A 15,228-nucleotide genomic window follows, 5' to 3' on the forward strand; every position below is an offset into this window, starting at 1 on the left:
ATGATGAACCTCGCGGAATATCGAAACAACAGCGCCAGCCTCGTCGACTATCTGCCTTGGGCCGCCCTGGTGGCGCCGGGCGTGGTGCTCAACAAGGACGGCAGTTTTCAAAGAACGGCGCGTTTTCGCGGGCCGGACCTGGACTCCGCCACGCCGGCGGAGCTGGTCGGCACGACCGCACGGCTCAACGGCGCGCTGCGCCGGCTCGGCTCCGGCTGGGCGATCTTTGTCGAAGCGCAGCGCAATTCCGCCAGCGGCTATCCCGACAGCCGCTTCCCGGATTGCGCATCCGCGCTTCTCGACGTCGAGCGGCGCGAACAGTTCGAAGGGTCCGGCGTGCTGTTTGAAAGCAGCTACTTTCTCACCTTCGTGTGGCTGCCTCCGGCCGAGGAAGCGTCGCGAATGGAGAGCTTGCTCTACGAAGGCCGGCAAAAGACCGGCGTCGATCCTTGGGAGCTCCTGAAGAGTTATGTCGATCGCACGGACCGCGTGCTCAACCTCATCGAAGGCTTCGTTCCCGAAGCTGACTGGCTCGATGATGGCGAGACGCTGAGTTACCTGCACTCAACAATTTCGACCAAGCGGCATCGCGTTCGCGTACCTGAAACGCCGATGCATCTCGATGGCTTGCTTGTCGATCAGCCGTTAGCCGGCGGGTTAGAGCCGAGGCTTGGCGATGCGCATCTGCGCACACTCACCATCACCGGGTTTCCGACCATGACCTTCCCGGGGATTCTCGACGACCTAAATCGGCTTGCCTTCCCCTACCGCTGGTCCACGCGGGCGATCATGCTCGACAAGACCGACGCGACGAAGCTGGTGACGAAGATCCGTCGCCAGTGGTTCGCCAAACGCAAATCGATCGCCGCAATTTTGAAGGAGGTGATGACCAACGAGGCGTCAGTCCTCGTTGATACGGACGCCGCCAACAAGGCGGCCGATGCGGACGCGGCCCTGCAGGATCTCGGTTCAGATCAGATCGGCGAAGCCTATGTCACCGCCTCCGTGACGGTCTGGGATGTTGATCCGTCAATTGCCGACGAAAAGCTGCGCCTGGTCGAAAAGGTCATTCAGGGCAGGGACTTCACCTGCATCGCCGAGGGCGTCAACGCCGTCGAGGCTTGGCTCGGCAGCATCCCTGGCCACGTCTACGCCAATGTCCGCCAGCCGCCGATCTCGACTCTGAACGTCGCCCACATGATTCCACTTTCGGCGGTCTGGGCTGGACCGATTGAGGACGAGCATTTTGGCGCCCCGCCGCTGTTCTTCGCCAGAACGGAAGGCGCCACACCGTTCCGGTTCAGCCTTCACGTCGGCGATGTCGGCCACACCCTCGTCATCGGCCCGACCGGTGCCGGCAAGTCGGTCCTGTTGGCGATGATCGCGCTGCAGTTCCGACGTTACGAGCACAGCCAGGTTTTTGCCTTCGACTTCGGCGGCTCAATCCGCGCGGCCATGCTCGCCATGCATGGCGATTGGCATGATCTCGGAAGAAATGCCGGAACTGGGCAGGGGGCTGACGATCCGTTGCCCTTGCTCACTTTGGCCGATCTGTCGGACGACGTTCATACCGTTTCGCTACAGCCGCTCGCCCATATTCATCATACGCCAGAGCGAGCCTGGGCGGCCGACTGGATTGTCGACATCCTTCTGCGCGAAGGCGTGTCCATCACGCCGCAGGTAAAGGAACATCTGTGGTCGGCGTTGACGTCGCTGGCCTCTGCGCCCGTCCACGAACGGACGCTGACTGGCCTGTCCGTATTGCTGCAATCTTCGCCGCTGAAGCAGGCGCTCCTTCCCTATTGCATCGGTGGCCCTTATGGCGGCCTGCTCGATGCCGAGCACGAGCGGCTGGGCGAGGCTTCGGTCCAGGCGTTCGAAACCGAAGGCCTGATCGGCACAGGTGCAGCGCCCGCCGTGCTCGCCTATCTGTTTCACCGCATCGAGCAGAGGATGGACGGCCGGCCGACACTGCTGCTCATCGACGAGGGCTGGCTCGCGCTCGACGACGGCGGTTTCGCTGACCAGTTGCGCGAATGGCTGAAGACGCTGAGGAAGAAGAACGCCAGCGTGGTCTTCGCCACCCAGTCGCTTTCGGACATCGACGGATCGCCAATCGCACCGGCAATCGTCGAAAGCTGCCCGACGCGGCTGTTCTTGCCGAACGAGCGCGCCGTCGAGCCACAGATCACAGAGATCTACCGACGCTTTGGTCTCAACGATCGCCAGATCGAGATCGTCGCCCGAGCGACACCGAAGCGCGACTATTACTCTCAAAGCCGCCGCGGCAACCGCCTGTTCGAGCTGGGGCTTGGTCCGATCGCGCTGGCGCTCTGCGCCGCATCGTCCAAATCGGACCAGGCCGCGATCGACCGGATAATCGCCGAGGCGGGGCGAGACCATTTCGTCGAGGCCTGGCTTACGAACCGTGGTCTCTCCTGGGCGGCAGACCTCATTCCCAATCTCACTGGCGTGATCGACCGATCCACAAAGGAGCTTCCCTCATGAATTCCGTTCTTGCAGGTCGCCGTATCCGTCGCATGGCGGCAGCCGGCGCAATGGTCGTCGCGACGGCGCTGTCATCGGCACCGGCATCGGCACTGATCGTGTTCGACCCAAAGAACTACGCCGAGAACCTGCTTTCGGCATCGCGTGCGCTGGAGCAGATCCACAACCAGATCAGCTCGCTTCAGAACGAAGCGCAGATGCTGATCAACCAGGCGAAGAATCTCACCTCCCTGCCAACCTCGCTGCTTGGACAGATCGAGGCCAATTTTTCCGAGATGAAGAGCCTGCTCGGGGAGGCCGACAAGCTGGCCTATAGCGTCCAGGAGATCGAGAGCCAGTTTACCTCCGCTTACGAGAATTTCGGTTCGGAACTCTCCAGCCAGCAGCTTGTCGACGGCGCGCGTCAGCGCTGGCAGACCTCGGTGTCTGCCTTCGAGCATTCGCTGAAGGCGGGCGCCGTCGCGGTCGACAACATCGCAGAGACACAGGAGCAGACGAGTGCGCTGGTCAGCGCCAGCCAGTCGGCTGTCGGCGTGCTGCAGGCGACGCAAGCCGGCAACCAGCTTCTTGCCGTGCAGGCCAAGCAAGTTGCCGACCTCACCGCGATGCTGGCGGCACAAGGACGTGCCGAGGCTCTTGAGCAAGCGAGAAGGGCGGCCGCACAGGAGCAGGCGCGGGAACAGTTCAGCCGTTTCATGACGGGCAGCAGCTACAGCGCGTCATCCGTAAAAATGTTCCACGACTGAGGCGAAGACCGCATGGATCTCAAGATCGCCGCCCGGATAACAGCCGTTCTTGCCCTTGGCGCCGCCATGACCGCCGCCTCCATGGCGCTGCGCGGCGGCGGCTCGCAGGACGCGTCCTCCCCGCGCTCCGCATATCCGGGCGGCGAGCCGGCAAGTGTCGAGCTTGCCCGATGCCGGGACATCGGCATGGCGGCGATCGATGACGACGCCTGCAGGAAAGCCTGGGCGGAAGGCCGCCGACGCTTCCTGCGGCCATCCCGCCCGATCATGCCAAACGTGGCTCCGTCGATCGAAAAGGACCCGACCCGGCTGCCGCCGCTCCAACCGCCAACGCCGCCTTTCGCGGAAGACCGGCCCTATCCCGAAACGGTGGCGCCATGAACGACACCGGCGTCATCGACCGCTTCCTCGAGACTTTCACTCGCTACATCGATTCCGGCTTTGGTCTGCTCGGTGGGGAAGTTGCGTTTCTCACTTCGACCCTGATTGTGATCGACATCACACTGGCCGGCCTGTTCTGGGCATGGGGTGCTGATGAAGACGTGCTGCACCGACTGGTGAAGAAGACGCTCTATATCGGCTTCTTTGCCTTCATCATCGGCAACTTCAACCGTCTTGCCGGGATCGTCTTCGAGAGCTTTTCCGGGCTCGGCCTGAAGGCTGGAGGCTCGGCACTTTCAGGCTCGGCATTGCTGCAGCCGGGCCGCGTGGCGCAAGTCGGCATCGATGCCGGCAATCCGATCCTCGAGGCCGCCAGCCAGCTGATGGGCTACGTCTCGTTCTTCGAGAATTTCGTCCAGATCGTAGTGCTGATGATCGCCTGGGCGATCGTACTGATTGCGTTCTTTCTTCTGGCCGTTCAGATCTTCGTCACGCTGGTCGAATTCAAGCTGACGACGCTTGCCGGGTTTGTGCTGATACCCTTTGCGCTGTTCAACCGGACCGCCTTCCTTGCCGAAAAAGTGCTCGGCAACATCGTTGCCTCCGGCGTGAAGATAATGGTCCTTGCCGTCATCGTCGGCATCGGCTCGGGCCTGTTCGGCGAGTTCACCCAAGGCTTCGGCGCCGAACAGCCCACAATCACGGATGCGCTGTCGCTTGTCCTGGGCGCTCTGTCGCTGATGGGACTGTCGATCTTCGGTCCCGGCATTGCGACGGGGCTGGTCTCCGGTGCCCCGCAACTGGGCGCAGGTGCCGCTGTTGGCACGAGCCTCGTCGCTGGCGGCCTTGGCGTGGCTGGCGCTATGGGTGCTCGCGCCGGATTGAGCGGCGCGGCAGGCGCACTCAATGGCAGTGCGCGTATGTCGGCAGCAGCCGCACGCCGCGGCGCGCATCTGGCCGGCAGCACTTCGGCCGCCTGGGAACTTGGCGCAGCGACATCTGGAAGAGGTGGTGCAGGCTCGGTCGCCGCCGGCGTGGCGGGTGTCGCCAGGGCCGGTGCCAGCGCTGCCGTTCGACGGTGAAGCAGGCCATGTCGCGCGCCGCCTCGGCGCTGTCCGACAGCTATGAGGCCGGCCGCTTTGCGGCTTGGAGTGCGACGAGTGGAGAGCGATCGTCGGGAACGGCTTCCTCGGGTGACTGGTCGACCTCCGACACCAGTTCCGACGCCCCGCCCGCATGGGCAAAACGCATGAAGCGCAACCAGGCCATGGGCCACGGCGCCAGTATCGCCGCCCATTCGGTCCACTCAAGTGATGATGGGGGCGGCTCGATGAATGTTTCCCTCGATCAGGACGACCGCCGATGACCCCCTTAAGACGCCCTTTTGTTCGTTACGCAAAAACGCCTCACCCCGAGACGCCATATCAGCGTGCAGCCCAGATTTGGGACGAGCGCATCGGCTCGGCTCGCGTCCAGGCGAGAAACTGGCGGCTGATGGCCTTCGGCTCTCTCGTCCTGGCCGGCGGTTTTGCACTCGCATTGGTCTGGCAGTCAACGCGCGGCTCAGTGGTTCCCTGGGTGGTGGAGGTCGACAAGTTCGGTGAAGCGCAGGTTGTCGCTCCGGCCGTTGCCGACTATCGGCCGACCGATCCGCAGGTCGCCTGGCATCTGGCCCGCTTCATCGAACAGGTCAGAAGCATTCCGGCCGACCCGGTCATCGTCCGCCAAAACTGGCTGCGCGCCTACGACTACACCACAGACCGCGGCGCCATTTCCCTCAATGATTACGCCCGGTTGAACGACCCTTTTGCCAAATTGGGCAAACTCCAGATCGCCATCGAGGTTTCCAGCGTCATCCGTGCTACCCCCGATTCGTTTCGCGTCGCCTGGGTCGAGCGCCGTTACGAGAATGGCAACCTGGCCGGCACCGAGCGCTGGACCGCAATCCTCACAATCGTGATTCAGCAACCCCGCGACGCTGACCGGCTCAAAGCCAATCCGCTTGGCGTCTATGTCAACGCCATCAGCTGGTCGAAGGAGTTTTCATGATGCGTGCAGCACCAACAAGAACATCGGCGAGACCGGCCACGCGCAATGCGCCCAAGGCACGTAGGCTTGCCCTGACACTGCTGTCGGCAGCGGCGCTCGCCGGCTGTGCATCGAAGAAATACATTCCGCCGGAAATCGCCTACGACGATGCGGTGCCTGCGGTGCGCAGGCTCGACCCGCCTGGTCCGGTCAAAGTGGTGGAAGTGCCGAAACCGCTTCCGCTGCCTGGTCAGTTGAAACCAGTCGACGCTACGAAGGTGGAGCCGGAGCCGACCGATCCGAAGCAGCGTATCAGCCAGGCGAACGAGGCAGCGAGGATGCAGCCGGTTCGCGACGGGTTCGTCAATGCCATCCAGCTCTATCCGTGGAGTGAGGGCGCGCTCTACCAGATCTATGCCGCGCCCGGCCAGGTCACCGACATCGCCTTGCAGCCGGGCGAGCAGCTTGTCGGCTCCGGGCCTGTGGCCGCCGGCGACACGGTGCGCTGGATCATCGGCGATACGCAAAGTGGGGCAGGGGAGCGCCAGCAGGTCCATATTCTTGTGAAGCCGACACGGCCGGATCTGCAGACCAATCTCGTCATCAACAGCGACCGCCGCACCTATCATCTCGAGCTGCGCTCGACCGAAAAGACCTACATGGCTTCGGTCTCCTGGCAGTACCCGCAGGACCAGCTGATTGCGCTGCGGCGCCAGAATGCGCAGGCTTCCGCGGCACAGCCGGTCGCGTCCGGCGTCGACATCCAGAAACTGAATTTTCGCTATCGCATCGAAGGCGACATGGCGCCCTGGCGGCCGCTTCGCGCCTTCGATGACGGTGCAAAAGTCTATATCGAGTTCCCGTCGGGCATAGGGCAAGGTGAAATGCCGCCGCTCTTTGTCATCGGCCCATTGGGCGGCTCGGAGCTGGTCAACTACCGTGCTCGCCAGAACTACTATGTCGTTGATCGGCTGTTTGCCGCCGCTGAATTGAGGCTCGGCGACAAAACAAGCGAAAAGCGCGTCCGCATCGTGCGCACGGACGGCAAACGAACCTCGCCCAGCACGAGGCTGTTCCGATGAGCGACCCTGCAAATGCACCCAACCAGGACATTCGAGCGGAACTGCGCCTTCGGCCCGAACCGGCCAGGGTCACGCGACTGTCGCGCAAGGTGCTGATAGGCGTCGGTGGAGTTGCCAGCGCTGCGATCCTCGGCACGTTGATTTGGGCGCTCGACACCAGACAGCGCGGAACCGAACAGCCGCCCGAGCTCTTCACCACCGAAAACCGCTCAACGGCCGACGGGCTACAGAAGCTGCCGAAGGACTATGCAGGTGTTCCGCAACTCGGCCCCGCGCTGCCTGGCGATTTGGGCCGGCCGATCTTGCGCGCGCAGGAGCGCGGCCAGCCGATTGGGGCGTCCAACGTCAGTGGACCGCGCGCCGATCCGGAGGAGCAGCGCCGACTGGCCGAGATCGAGGCCGCACGCGTGGCGAAGCTCTTCACCGATACGAACACGAGACCTGGTCCCACACGACAGGATCCTGGCGGCAGAGTCATAGAACCGGACACCCAATCTGGTCTGATTCCGCCGCTGGGGCCGCCACCGATCGATCCTGGCGCCGCGCAAAACGGGCAGGATCGCAAGCTGGCCTTCGTCAATGCCGAGCCAGACCGTCGCACAGTCAGCCCCGATCGGCTCGCCAAGAAGGCCTCGCCCTATGTGGTGCAAGCCGGCAGCGTCATTCCAGCTGCCCTTATCACCGGCATCCGCTCCGACCTGCCCGGCGAGATCACCGCTCAGGTCACGGAAAATGTCTATGACAGCCCGACAGGATCCCATCTCCTGATCCCGCAGGGTGCGAGGCTGATCGGCCAGTACGACAGCCACGTCGCCTTCGGCCAGTCGCGCGTGCTGCTGGTCTGGAACCGGCTGATCATGCCTGACGGCACCTCGATCGTCCTGGAGCGCCAGCAGGGCGCAGACGCTGAAGGATTTTCCGGGCTGGAGGACGAGGTCGACCGTCATTGGGGCCAGATGTTCCGGGCCGCAGCACTCTCGACATTACTGGGCATTGGGACATCGCTTGGGTCCAGCGACGACGAAAGCGAAATCGCCAAGGCCATCCGCGAAAGCGCGCAGGATTCGGCCTCCGATATTGGCCAGCAGCTCGTGCGCAATCAGCTCTATGTCCAGCCTACGCTCACCGTGCGGCCCGGTTTCCCGGTTCGCGTGATTGTCAATCGCGACCTTCTTCTTGTGCCTTACGGCGCGTCAAAAGATCCATCATGACCAAGCTGAAACTTTCCGCCATTCCCGATGACCGTCCGGTCAAGATCACCGTCGAACTGCCTGCCGCCGTTCATCGCGACCTCGTTGCCTATGTCGATTATCTGAACAGTCAACATGTCTTTGTCTCACAAGCAGGAGGTGAACAATGCCTGATCTGAGGCTCGGTCGGCTGCCGAAGGTTGGTGTCGTCCGCATGACGATCATCCTGCCGGAGCCCCTCAAGGAGGAACTCGATCAGTATGCGGCCGAGCACAGCCGGCTCTATGAACCCGTGGACACCGCTGCCCTGATTCCGCACATGCTGGAAGCCTTCGTCGGTTCCGATCGCGGCTGGCGGAGCCGTAAGGCAAAGACCGGCCGTGCCCGTCAACGAGCGGCGTCTCCAGCCAGCACTATGGCGCGAAGCGGTGCTGAAGGCGATGGCCCCGCCTGAAGCTGTCCTGGTGGCTTTACCCTAAGCGGAATATCGGTTCCCACCCTAAGCGGAAGCTCGCTTGCTCCGGGCCAATTCACGGCCGTCACCCGAAGCCGTCATCCAGTTGGTCGAGGCTTTGGGTTGGGAATGGGGTGGCAATTGGGTGGTAAGGGCCGTTCGGCGGAGATGGGTGACACACGCCAGGGACGCTTCGGAACAGATGGCGAATGTTTCGTTCCCTCCTTCCCTGAGCTTCGAAGTTTGTCGCTGTCTCCCCGGCTGGCAACGAAGCTCGGGTGCGTGTGACTGCGCCTGAGCAACTCGTGCGCAACCGCAAATCGCTTCCGGACGCCTGGGAAGCACAGATCATCGAAAGCGTCTTGCTGGATCCGCAGAGAGCGAAGGGGGCCTACACGGACGTCACAGAGGCGGATGGACGCCGGTCATTTCGAATTCTGCTGCCCGAATACTATACCGGCTCGTGTCTTTTCAGTCACGGCGAGCCGAAGGGCGAGATCGACGTGACAGGCCATGCCGACAGGATCGTGGCACTGGGGAAATCCATGCTGGACGCGTTGAAGCCCTTAGCTTGGGGCAACGATAGTTTTCGGATCCGCATTGGCGTGCACACGGGACCGGTGATCGCGGGCCTGATCGGCCGTTATCGGTTCGTCTACGACCTCTGGGGCGAGACCGTGAATATTGCAAGCCGGCTCGAGTCCCAGGGCGTGGCCGACCGCATGCAGATCTCGGAGGCAACCAAGCAGGCCCTGCGCACCGCCTGGGAGCTCGAACCGCGCTGTAATGTAGAACTGGCAGGTGTCGGCGGGATTGAAACCTATCTCGTTCAACACTGATCGGAACAATCTCTGGCTGCCCTTAGGGAATTTCGCGAAGCGATGCTCTGCTGCTGACGCGATGAATGCCACGGCTATCGTATCATGCTTGACCAAGCAGCGCCCGGCCTAAGTCCTGTAGGGGCATCGCTTCGACGCCATGCTGGAGTGGAAAGTGCTCCGAGCCCGGGAAAACCACGATGCGCCGCACCGGAGCAAGATCCTCGCAGGCCTGATGAAAACCCTTTTCCACCTTCGGCGCCAGGCTACGCTTCACTTCGATGGCCCAGAGGCGTTGGCCCGGCAACGTGAGCAGCAGGTCGATCTCCGCGCCCGCGGCTGTTCGGTAGAAATTGCTGAGCGTGCCGGCGGGGGCGGCGGCGGTGAGGGTTTCGATCACAAACCCTTCCCAAGAGGCGCCGGCCACTGGGTGCCCAAGCACGTCCTCGTGCGTGGCGAGACCAAGCAGCGCATGGGTGATGCCGCTGTCGCGGACATAGACGCGTGGGGATTTAACCAAGCGCTTGCCGACGTTGGCATGCCAGGGTTCCAGCCGGCGAACCAGCAGGAGATCGACGAGTAGGTCAAGATACGACGCGACTGTCTTGCCGTCGACGCCGAGCGCGCGGGCGAACTCGGCGGCGTTGAGCAGGCCAGCTTGGTGGTGCGCCAGCATGGTCCAGAAGCGGCGCAGCGTCTCGGCTGGGACGCGCGGACCGAGGAGAGGGATGTCGCGTTCCAAATAGGTGCGGATGAAATCCAGCCGCCACCGCAGGCTGGCGCGGTCACTGGCGGCCAGAAAGCTGTCGGGGAAGCCGCCGCGTACCCATAGCGGCCCAAGGTCGGCGGCGCCGACCTCGAGACCGTCGATGGGATGCATTTCGAGATAGGCAATGCGGCCTGCAAGGGTCTCGCCTGACTGCCTCAGGAGATCGATCGACGCCGAACCTAAGAGCAGGAAGCGGCCGGCTTTGCGACCGCTACGTCGACCGCGGTCGATCAGCCCGCGCAGGTTCTGGAACAGGTTCGGTAGCCGGTGGACCTCGTCGAGGATAACCAGCTTGTCCTGATGTTCGGCCAAATAAAGCTCCGGCTCGGCAAGCCGTGCGCGGTCGGCGTCCGACTCGAGGTCGAGGTAGATCGAAGGACGCCGTTCGGCTAGTTCCAGCGCTAGGGTTGTCTTGCCAACCTGACGCGGCCCGAGCAGCGCCACAGCGGGCATGCTGTCCAGCATCTCGGTGAGTTCAGTGCTGATGCGACGTTCAATCATCCTTGCAATTATGGAGTGTAGTTCCAGTTTTGCAAGGACAACCGGGCGGAGCCGGGCAAGACGCGCAGAGGCAAAGGGCATTAAAAGCGGCGACGCCTGAGTGAGATTGGCCCGGAACAGATTCCGCCGATGCTGACTCGGTTCGCCACAACAAACAGAACATTCGCCGACGCGCGACGGACTCTGAAACCGGGTTGATTGTCCGACCATGACGGTCGGATACCTGTCAGGACGAATACCGATCCAGCAGGAACGCGACCAAGATGGGGAAGGTGAGGTTGGCGTTGTCGGAGCGCCAACGGGCTATAGGAGGCCCGAATTAGTGGGGCAATGTTGTCTGGCACTACTAAGATTTGGCGAGTGACAGCACGGGTCAGTCGCACGCATCATCGTCCAATGCCATGGTGAGGAGATGATGCGGTGACACCAAAGGGTACGCTCAGGTCCGGCCACCGGACAAACCCGAGCAACGTCAACAACGAGAATATCGTGCTGCCTCTGGCGGTAGGAGTCGGACGGGCGCACGCCCATCACGGGGAATTCCTCCAAGGCGTGTTTGAAGGGGAAAACGGAAGGCTTTGTCGCGGACTCGTAACCCTGCCGCTCACGTCGCAAGAGTCGCTAGCGACTTTCTGGCCGCATGAGCAAAATGGGATTCGACCACGGCCTGCAAACCGGACCAAGGCGGCGCGCGCGGCAGCCCTCACGCTCGAGCATATCGGAATGGCTGAAGGAGGTGGAGAACTTACGATCGAAAGCCCTATCATGATAGGGCATGGCTATGGTTCCTCGACCGCAGACGTCATTGCTGCGATTCGTGCGGTGGCAGCCGCAGCGGGCCTCACGCTGCGCCACTCAACGATTGCGCGACTGGCGGTGGCCGCGGAAGGCGCAAGCGACGCCATTGCCTATGGCGACCAACCTATCCTCTTCGCCCACCGGGAAGGCCGTACGATCGAGCACTTCGGTGGCGAGTTCCCGCCCCTTCTCTTGGTGGGTTTCAGGGACGGCAGTGCCCGGCCGATCGATACGCTGAGCATGCCACGGGCACGCTACAATGGTGAGGAAATCGGGCTGTTCCGTGTTCTGCGGGGACTGGCGAACCGCTCCATCCGGCAACAAGATCCCCGCCTGCTTGGACGTGTCGCAACCATCAGCGCCAGTATCAGTCAAAAGCACCTGCCGAAGGCATCCTTCAAGACCGTTTTGGATATAGCGCGGGCGCATGACGCGTGCGGTGTGCAGGTGGCCCACAGCGGAACATTGATCGGCATCCTTCTGGATGCGACTGCGCCCAGAGCGGCCATGCGCGCTGCTGAGCTCGCAAGGCAGGTGAGCGGCACAGGTCTCCAAGGCGTCCATACGTTTGCCCTTAATGCCGAAACGAGGCTGATCCAGTGACCGCGGCGCAAGACTATTTACGCGCCTACGAGACGCCGCGTTTTGCCCAACTCGCACCTAACCTCAACGCCGCCTGCTTTTCCCTCATGAAGCTGATCCCCGCCCGGTTCATGGTCGATCAGGCGGAAGCGTCAGGACGCCTCAAGCAGGAAGGTCACATCATCGAAACGACGTCGGGCACATTCGGCCTCGCCATCGCCATGCTGGCTGCGGCTCGTGGCTATGCGCTTACACTTGTCACGGCCTCCAGCCTCATCGACCTGAAACTCAGGCGGCGACTGGAACAACTTGGTGCCAAAGTCATGGCCATCGACGATCCTCAAGGAGACGGCAATCAGCGCGGTCGGCTCCAGTATCTTCAGCAGACCCTGCAAGATAGCCCGGGCACGTATTGGCCTCGGCAATACGACAGTCCGGAAAACCGCCTGGCCTACGCGCGCCTGGCCGACCTCGTTGTTCGATCATTCGGCCGTATCGATTGCCTCGTCGGCTGCGTGGGCACTGGGGGATCGCTTTGTGGGACCGGAGGCTTCCTTCGTGAGCTCTTTCCTGATCTCAGGATGATTGCAGTCGATACCCACAGAAGCATGCTCTTTGGCCAGCCTGTCGGACGTCGCATGTTGCGCGGGCTGGGCAACAGTGTTCTGCCGGAAAATGTTCGTCATGAGATGATCGACGATATTCATTGGGTGGGGGCATTGCCGGCCTACGCAATGGCGCATGGGCTGTTTCGCGATCACGGGCTCTTCATGGGGCCGACCAGCGGCGCCGCAGCCTTGGTCGGCGCCTGGTTCGCCAGGCAAAATCCGGAAGCCTCCACCGTCGTGATAATGCCAGATGAAGGGCATCGTCATTCCGATACAGTCTACAACCCCGACTGGCTCGCCGGTTTGAAGGATTGGCCAATCTCCATTCCTCTTGAACCAACTGTTCTCACGCAAATTCGTCCGGCCGAAGAGACGGCATGGACGAGATTCCCTTGGAACCGCAGAGCTTTAAACGCCGTCCTAGCGGGGCCGGGCGGCCTGTCCCCTACGCAGTGACAGCTCCGAACTCAGGCTAGGCGAAACCACCATCGGCCAGCAGTCACACAGGGCGCATGACCCGGTGAAGAAAATCCCTAGTGCGTTCGTGTTTCGGATGTCGAAGCAACTCCTTGGCCGGGCCTTGCTCAACAATCCGGCCGCCGTCAAGAAAGAGGACGCTATCGGAAACCTCGCGGGCGAACTGAATTTCGTGCGTAACCACGAGCATGGTCATGTTCTCGTATGCGAGCGCGCGCATGACCTGCAGGACCTCGCCGACCGTTTCCGGGTCAAGTGCGGAGGTGGGCTCGTCGAAAAGAATGGCCTGTGGGCGCATCGCCAGAGCACGGGCGATGGCCACGCGCTGCTGTTGACCCCCCGACAATGACGCGGGATAGGCATTCGTCTTGTCGGCCAACCCGACGCGATTGAGCAATGCCGTGGCCCGCTCCCGGACCTGGTTCCTATTTTCCTTCAGCACGTAGAGCGGCCCTTCCATGACATTTTCCAGGGCTGTGCGGTGCGGAAACAGGTTGAAACGTTGGAAAACCATGGAAACGCGGGTGCAGATGGCGTGAACCTGGGGCGAGGCGGCATCGACCACGGTGCCGTCGATGCTGATGCGACCGCGCTGATAGGTCTCAAGCCCGTTCACACAGCGCAGAAGCGTCGATTTGCCGGAACCCGAGGGCCCAATCAGACATACGACCTGTCCTTTAGCGATCTCGGCGTTGATCCCCTTGAGGACTTCGTGGGAGCCGAAGGACTTGTGCACGTTTTCAAAGGTGATCATCCCGCCGCCCCAAGATAGCTTTCGATTCTACGCATAAACAGGTTCAGCGGAACCGTCAGGCACAGGTAAAGCAGTGCCACCAGGGTAAAAACTGTCATGTTGTCGAATGTGGACGACGCAAGCATCTTGCCCTGCATGGTCAACTCCTGAACCGAAATCACCGAGACAAGCGAGGAGTCCTTCAGCAGCATGACCATATTGTTGGCGTAAGGCGGCAGGATGATCTTGAATGCCTGCGGCAGCACGACGCGGCGCATCATCAACGGACGCTTCATTCCGATCGATTTTGCCGCTTCGACCTGACCCTTATCGACCGCCTCGATGCCAGCCCGGAAGGTTTCCCCGAGATAGCAGGAGTGAGCCAGCCCCAGCCCGATCGTGCCAGCCTGGAGCGCAGTCAGGTTGATGCCGATCTCGGGCGCGACAAAGTAGATATAAAAGAGAACCACCAACAATGGTATGCCGCGCACGAAGTCGACAAGGAGCCGCGTCGGCACGGCGAGACAGCGCATCCCCGATGTCCTGAACAGCGCCCAGACAAGGCCGAGCGCCGTCGCAAGACACAGCGCAAGAAGGGTTATCATGACGGTCAGCCAAACGCCGTTAAGAAGAAGCGGCAGATATTCCGTTGCATGCGCGATGAATTTGGTCATGGCCGGCTTCCTCTTGGCACGTACCCCGGCCGTCAAAGCCGGTCATTCCGATGCGGTCCTTTGGTCCTGCCAGCCGGCGCTTCTGTCGAGGTCAGTGCGGGTTGGCCTCAAAGGCCATATTTGGCAAATATTCGGCTTAATTCGCCGCTTTCCTTCAGCTTGGCGATGGAGGCATTCACCTTTTCGAGAAGCAGTGGATTTTCCTTGGCAACCGCCAACGCGACCTCGCCTTTTTTCATCGGCTGATAGCCGTCGACGAGGCGAACACCCAGCTCGGGATTCTTTGAAAGCTGATATGCGACGATCGGGGCGTCACCGAAACCGGCCTTGATGCGGCCCAGAACCACATCGCGCATCATGTCAGCGATTGAGTCGTAGAGCTTGACTTGACCGAAGACGCCAAGCGCTTCCAGAGCGTCAGCGTAGGTCGAGCCGATCTGCGCCCCGACGGTCGCACCTCTGAGCTCCTCGATCGTGTAGTCTTTGCTATCGCCGGCAGCAACAAACATCGCCTCGCCATAGGCGTAAACCGGCGTGCTGAAATCGATTACCTGCTTTCGTTTGTCCGTTATGAACATGCTGGCGGAAATCAGATTGATTTTGTCGGTCGTCAATGCCGGGATCAGGGCTGGAAAAGCGTTTATTTGAAAATCGGCGGTCGTGCCAAGGCTCGCGGCAATCGCACTAGCCAGATCGACCATCGCGCCTGTCGGCTTTTGGGTTGCGGTGTCGACAAACGTGAACGGCACTCCGGTTGGCGTGACGCCGACTCTGAGCGTTTCCTCAGCCATCGTCTGAGTTGCCATTGCGACACTGAGGGCTGCGAGCCAGCCGATGAGCGTTTTCCGAAGCATGAACATTCCCCTTACATCATGTTTG

At 61.8% G+C, this 15,228-nt stretch carries 14 protein-coding genes and 2 pseudogenes; 12 read left to right on the forward strand and 4 right to left on the reverse strand.

Translation table 11 applies throughout. From position 1 onward, the window contains the following. The 10 genes and pseudogenes from trbE to NKH60_RS02700 all read left to right on the forward strand — a co-directional run bounded on the left by trbE (window position 1) and on the right by NKH60_RS02700 (window position 9,228). Window positions 1-2,508, forward strand: a complete 2,508-nt coding sequence (gene trbE / locus NKH60_RS02655; RefSeq protein ID WP_352871037.1) for a conjugal transfer protein TrbE — start codon at window positions 1-3, stop codon at window positions 2,506-2,508. Next, window positions 2,505-3,254 (forward strand): P-type conjugative transfer protein TrbJ, encoded by a 750-nt coding sequence (trbJ, locus tag NKH60_RS02660; protein WP_502898609.1) that lies wholly within the window; start codon window positions 2,505-2,507, stop codon window positions 3,252-3,254. The genes trbE and trbJ overlap by 4 nt, the downstream gene beginning before the upstream one ends. 12 nt (window positions 3,255-3,266) lie before the next feature. Then, window positions 3,267-3,635, forward strand: coding sequence for a putative entry exclusion protein TrbK-alt (gene trbK-alt, locus NKH60_RS02665; RefSeq protein ID WP_352685424.1), 369 nt, complete (start codon window positions 3,267-3,269; stop codon window positions 3,633-3,635). Continuing rightward, window positions 3,632-5,001: pseudogene (gene trbL / locus NKH60_RS02670) on the forward strand (P-type conjugative transfer protein TrbL). Before trbK-alt ends, trbL begins: the two are co-directional and overlap by 4 nt. Further along, on the forward strand, window positions 4,998-5,684 hold the full coding sequence (gene trbF / locus NKH60_RS02675) for a conjugal transfer protein TrbF (RefSeq protein WP_352871039.1): 687 nt from the start codon (window positions 4,998-5,000) through the stop codon (window positions 5,682-5,684). Before trbL ends, trbF begins: the two are co-directional and overlap by 4 nt. After that, entirely contained in the window at window positions 5,681-6,745 is a 1,065-nt protein-coding gene (trbG, locus tag NKH60_RS02680; protein ID WP_502907724.1) for a P-type conjugative transfer protein TrbG, read from the forward strand. The genes trbF and trbG overlap by 4 nt, the downstream gene beginning before the upstream one ends. Further along, window positions 6,742-7,956: a TraB/TrbI/VirB10 family type IV secretion system protein gene (locus tag NKH60_RS02685; protein ID WP_352871041.1), complete on the forward strand. Its 1,215-nt coding sequence runs from the start codon at window positions 6,742-6,744 to the stop codon at window positions 7,954-7,956. Before trbG ends, NKH60_RS02685 begins: the two co-directional genes overlap by 4 nt. Further along, window positions 7,953-8,060, forward strand: a pseudogene (locus NKH60_RS02690) (DUF2274 domain-containing protein); the annotation flags it as partial. The gene NKH60_RS02685 and the pseudogene NKH60_RS02690, both read left to right, overlap by 4 nt. Before the next feature lie 41 nt (window positions 8,061-8,101). Then, window positions 8,102-8,389 carry a DUF2274 domain-containing protein gene (locus NKH60_RS02695; RefSeq protein ID WP_352612612.1) on the forward strand — a complete coding sequence of 96 codons (288 nt, stop codon included), beginning with the start codon at window positions 8,102-8,104 and terminating at the stop codon, window positions 8,387-8,389. 284 nt (window positions 8,390-8,673) lie between these two features. Next, window positions 8,674-9,228, forward strand: a complete 555-nt coding sequence (locus NKH60_RS02700) for an adenylate/guanylate cyclase domain-containing protein (protein WP_352871195.1) — start codon at window positions 8,674-8,676, stop codon at window positions 9,226-9,228. A gap of 82 nt (window positions 9,229-9,310) precedes the next feature. Here the strand turns inward: NKH60_RS02700 and NKH60_RS02705 are convergent, their stop codons facing one another. Further along, window positions 9,311-10,477, reverse strand: coding sequence for an ATP-binding protein (locus NKH60_RS02705; protein ID WP_352871043.1), 1,167 nt, complete (start codon window positions 10,475-10,477; stop codon window positions 9,311-9,313). A 420-nt stretch (window positions 10,478-10,897) separates the two neighbouring features. Between NKH60_RS02705 and NKH60_RS02710 the strand changes: the two genes are divergently transcribed. Both NKH60_RS02710 and NKH60_RS02715 read left to right on the forward strand, forming a co-directional pair. Beyond that, window positions 10,898-11,878 carry a GHMP family kinase ATP-binding protein gene (locus NKH60_RS02710; RefSeq protein WP_352871045.1) on the forward strand — a complete coding sequence of 327 codons (981 nt, stop codon included), beginning with the start codon at window positions 10,898-10,900 and terminating at the stop codon, window positions 11,876-11,878. Beyond that, the gene (locus tag NKH60_RS02715; RefSeq protein ID WP_352835371.1) at window positions 11,875-12,921 is read left to right on the forward strand and encodes a cysteine synthase family protein; all 1,047 of its coding nucleotides are present in this window, start codon (window positions 11,875-11,877) and stop codon (window positions 12,919-12,921) included. Before NKH60_RS02710 ends, NKH60_RS02715 begins: the two co-directional genes overlap by 4 nt. 43 nt (window positions 12,922-12,964) lie before the next feature. On the opposite strand, the gene NKH60_RS02720 is transcribed toward NKH60_RS02715, so the two are convergent. The 3 genes from NKH60_RS02720 to NKH60_RS02730 form a co-directional block, all read right to left on the reverse strand. Beyond that, the gene (locus NKH60_RS02720; RefSeq protein ID WP_352871048.1) at window positions 12,965-13,696 is read right to left on the reverse strand and encodes an amino acid ABC transporter ATP-binding protein; all 732 of its coding nucleotides are present in this window, start codon (window positions 13,694-13,696) and stop codon (window positions 12,965-12,967) included. Then, window positions 13,693-14,349 (reverse strand): amino acid ABC transporter permease, encoded by a 657-nt coding sequence (locus tag NKH60_RS02725; protein WP_352871050.1) that lies wholly within the window; start codon window positions 14,347-14,349, stop codon window positions 13,693-13,695. Before NKH60_RS02725 ends, NKH60_RS02720 begins: the two co-directional genes overlap by 4 nt. 107 nt (window positions 14,350-14,456) lie before the next feature. Next, window positions 14,457-15,203: a substrate-binding periplasmic protein gene (locus NKH60_RS02730; RefSeq protein ID WP_352871052.1), complete on the reverse strand. Its 747-nt coding sequence runs from the start codon at window positions 15,201-15,203 to the stop codon at window positions 14,457-14,459. Window positions 15,204-15,228 lie beyond the last annotated feature (25 nt).

It is taken from the genome of Mesorhizobium sp. M1006 (assembly GCF_040318825.1).
Classification (GTDB): domain Bacteria; phylum Pseudomonadota; class Alphaproteobacteria; order Rhizobiales; family Rhizobiaceae; genus Mesorhizobium.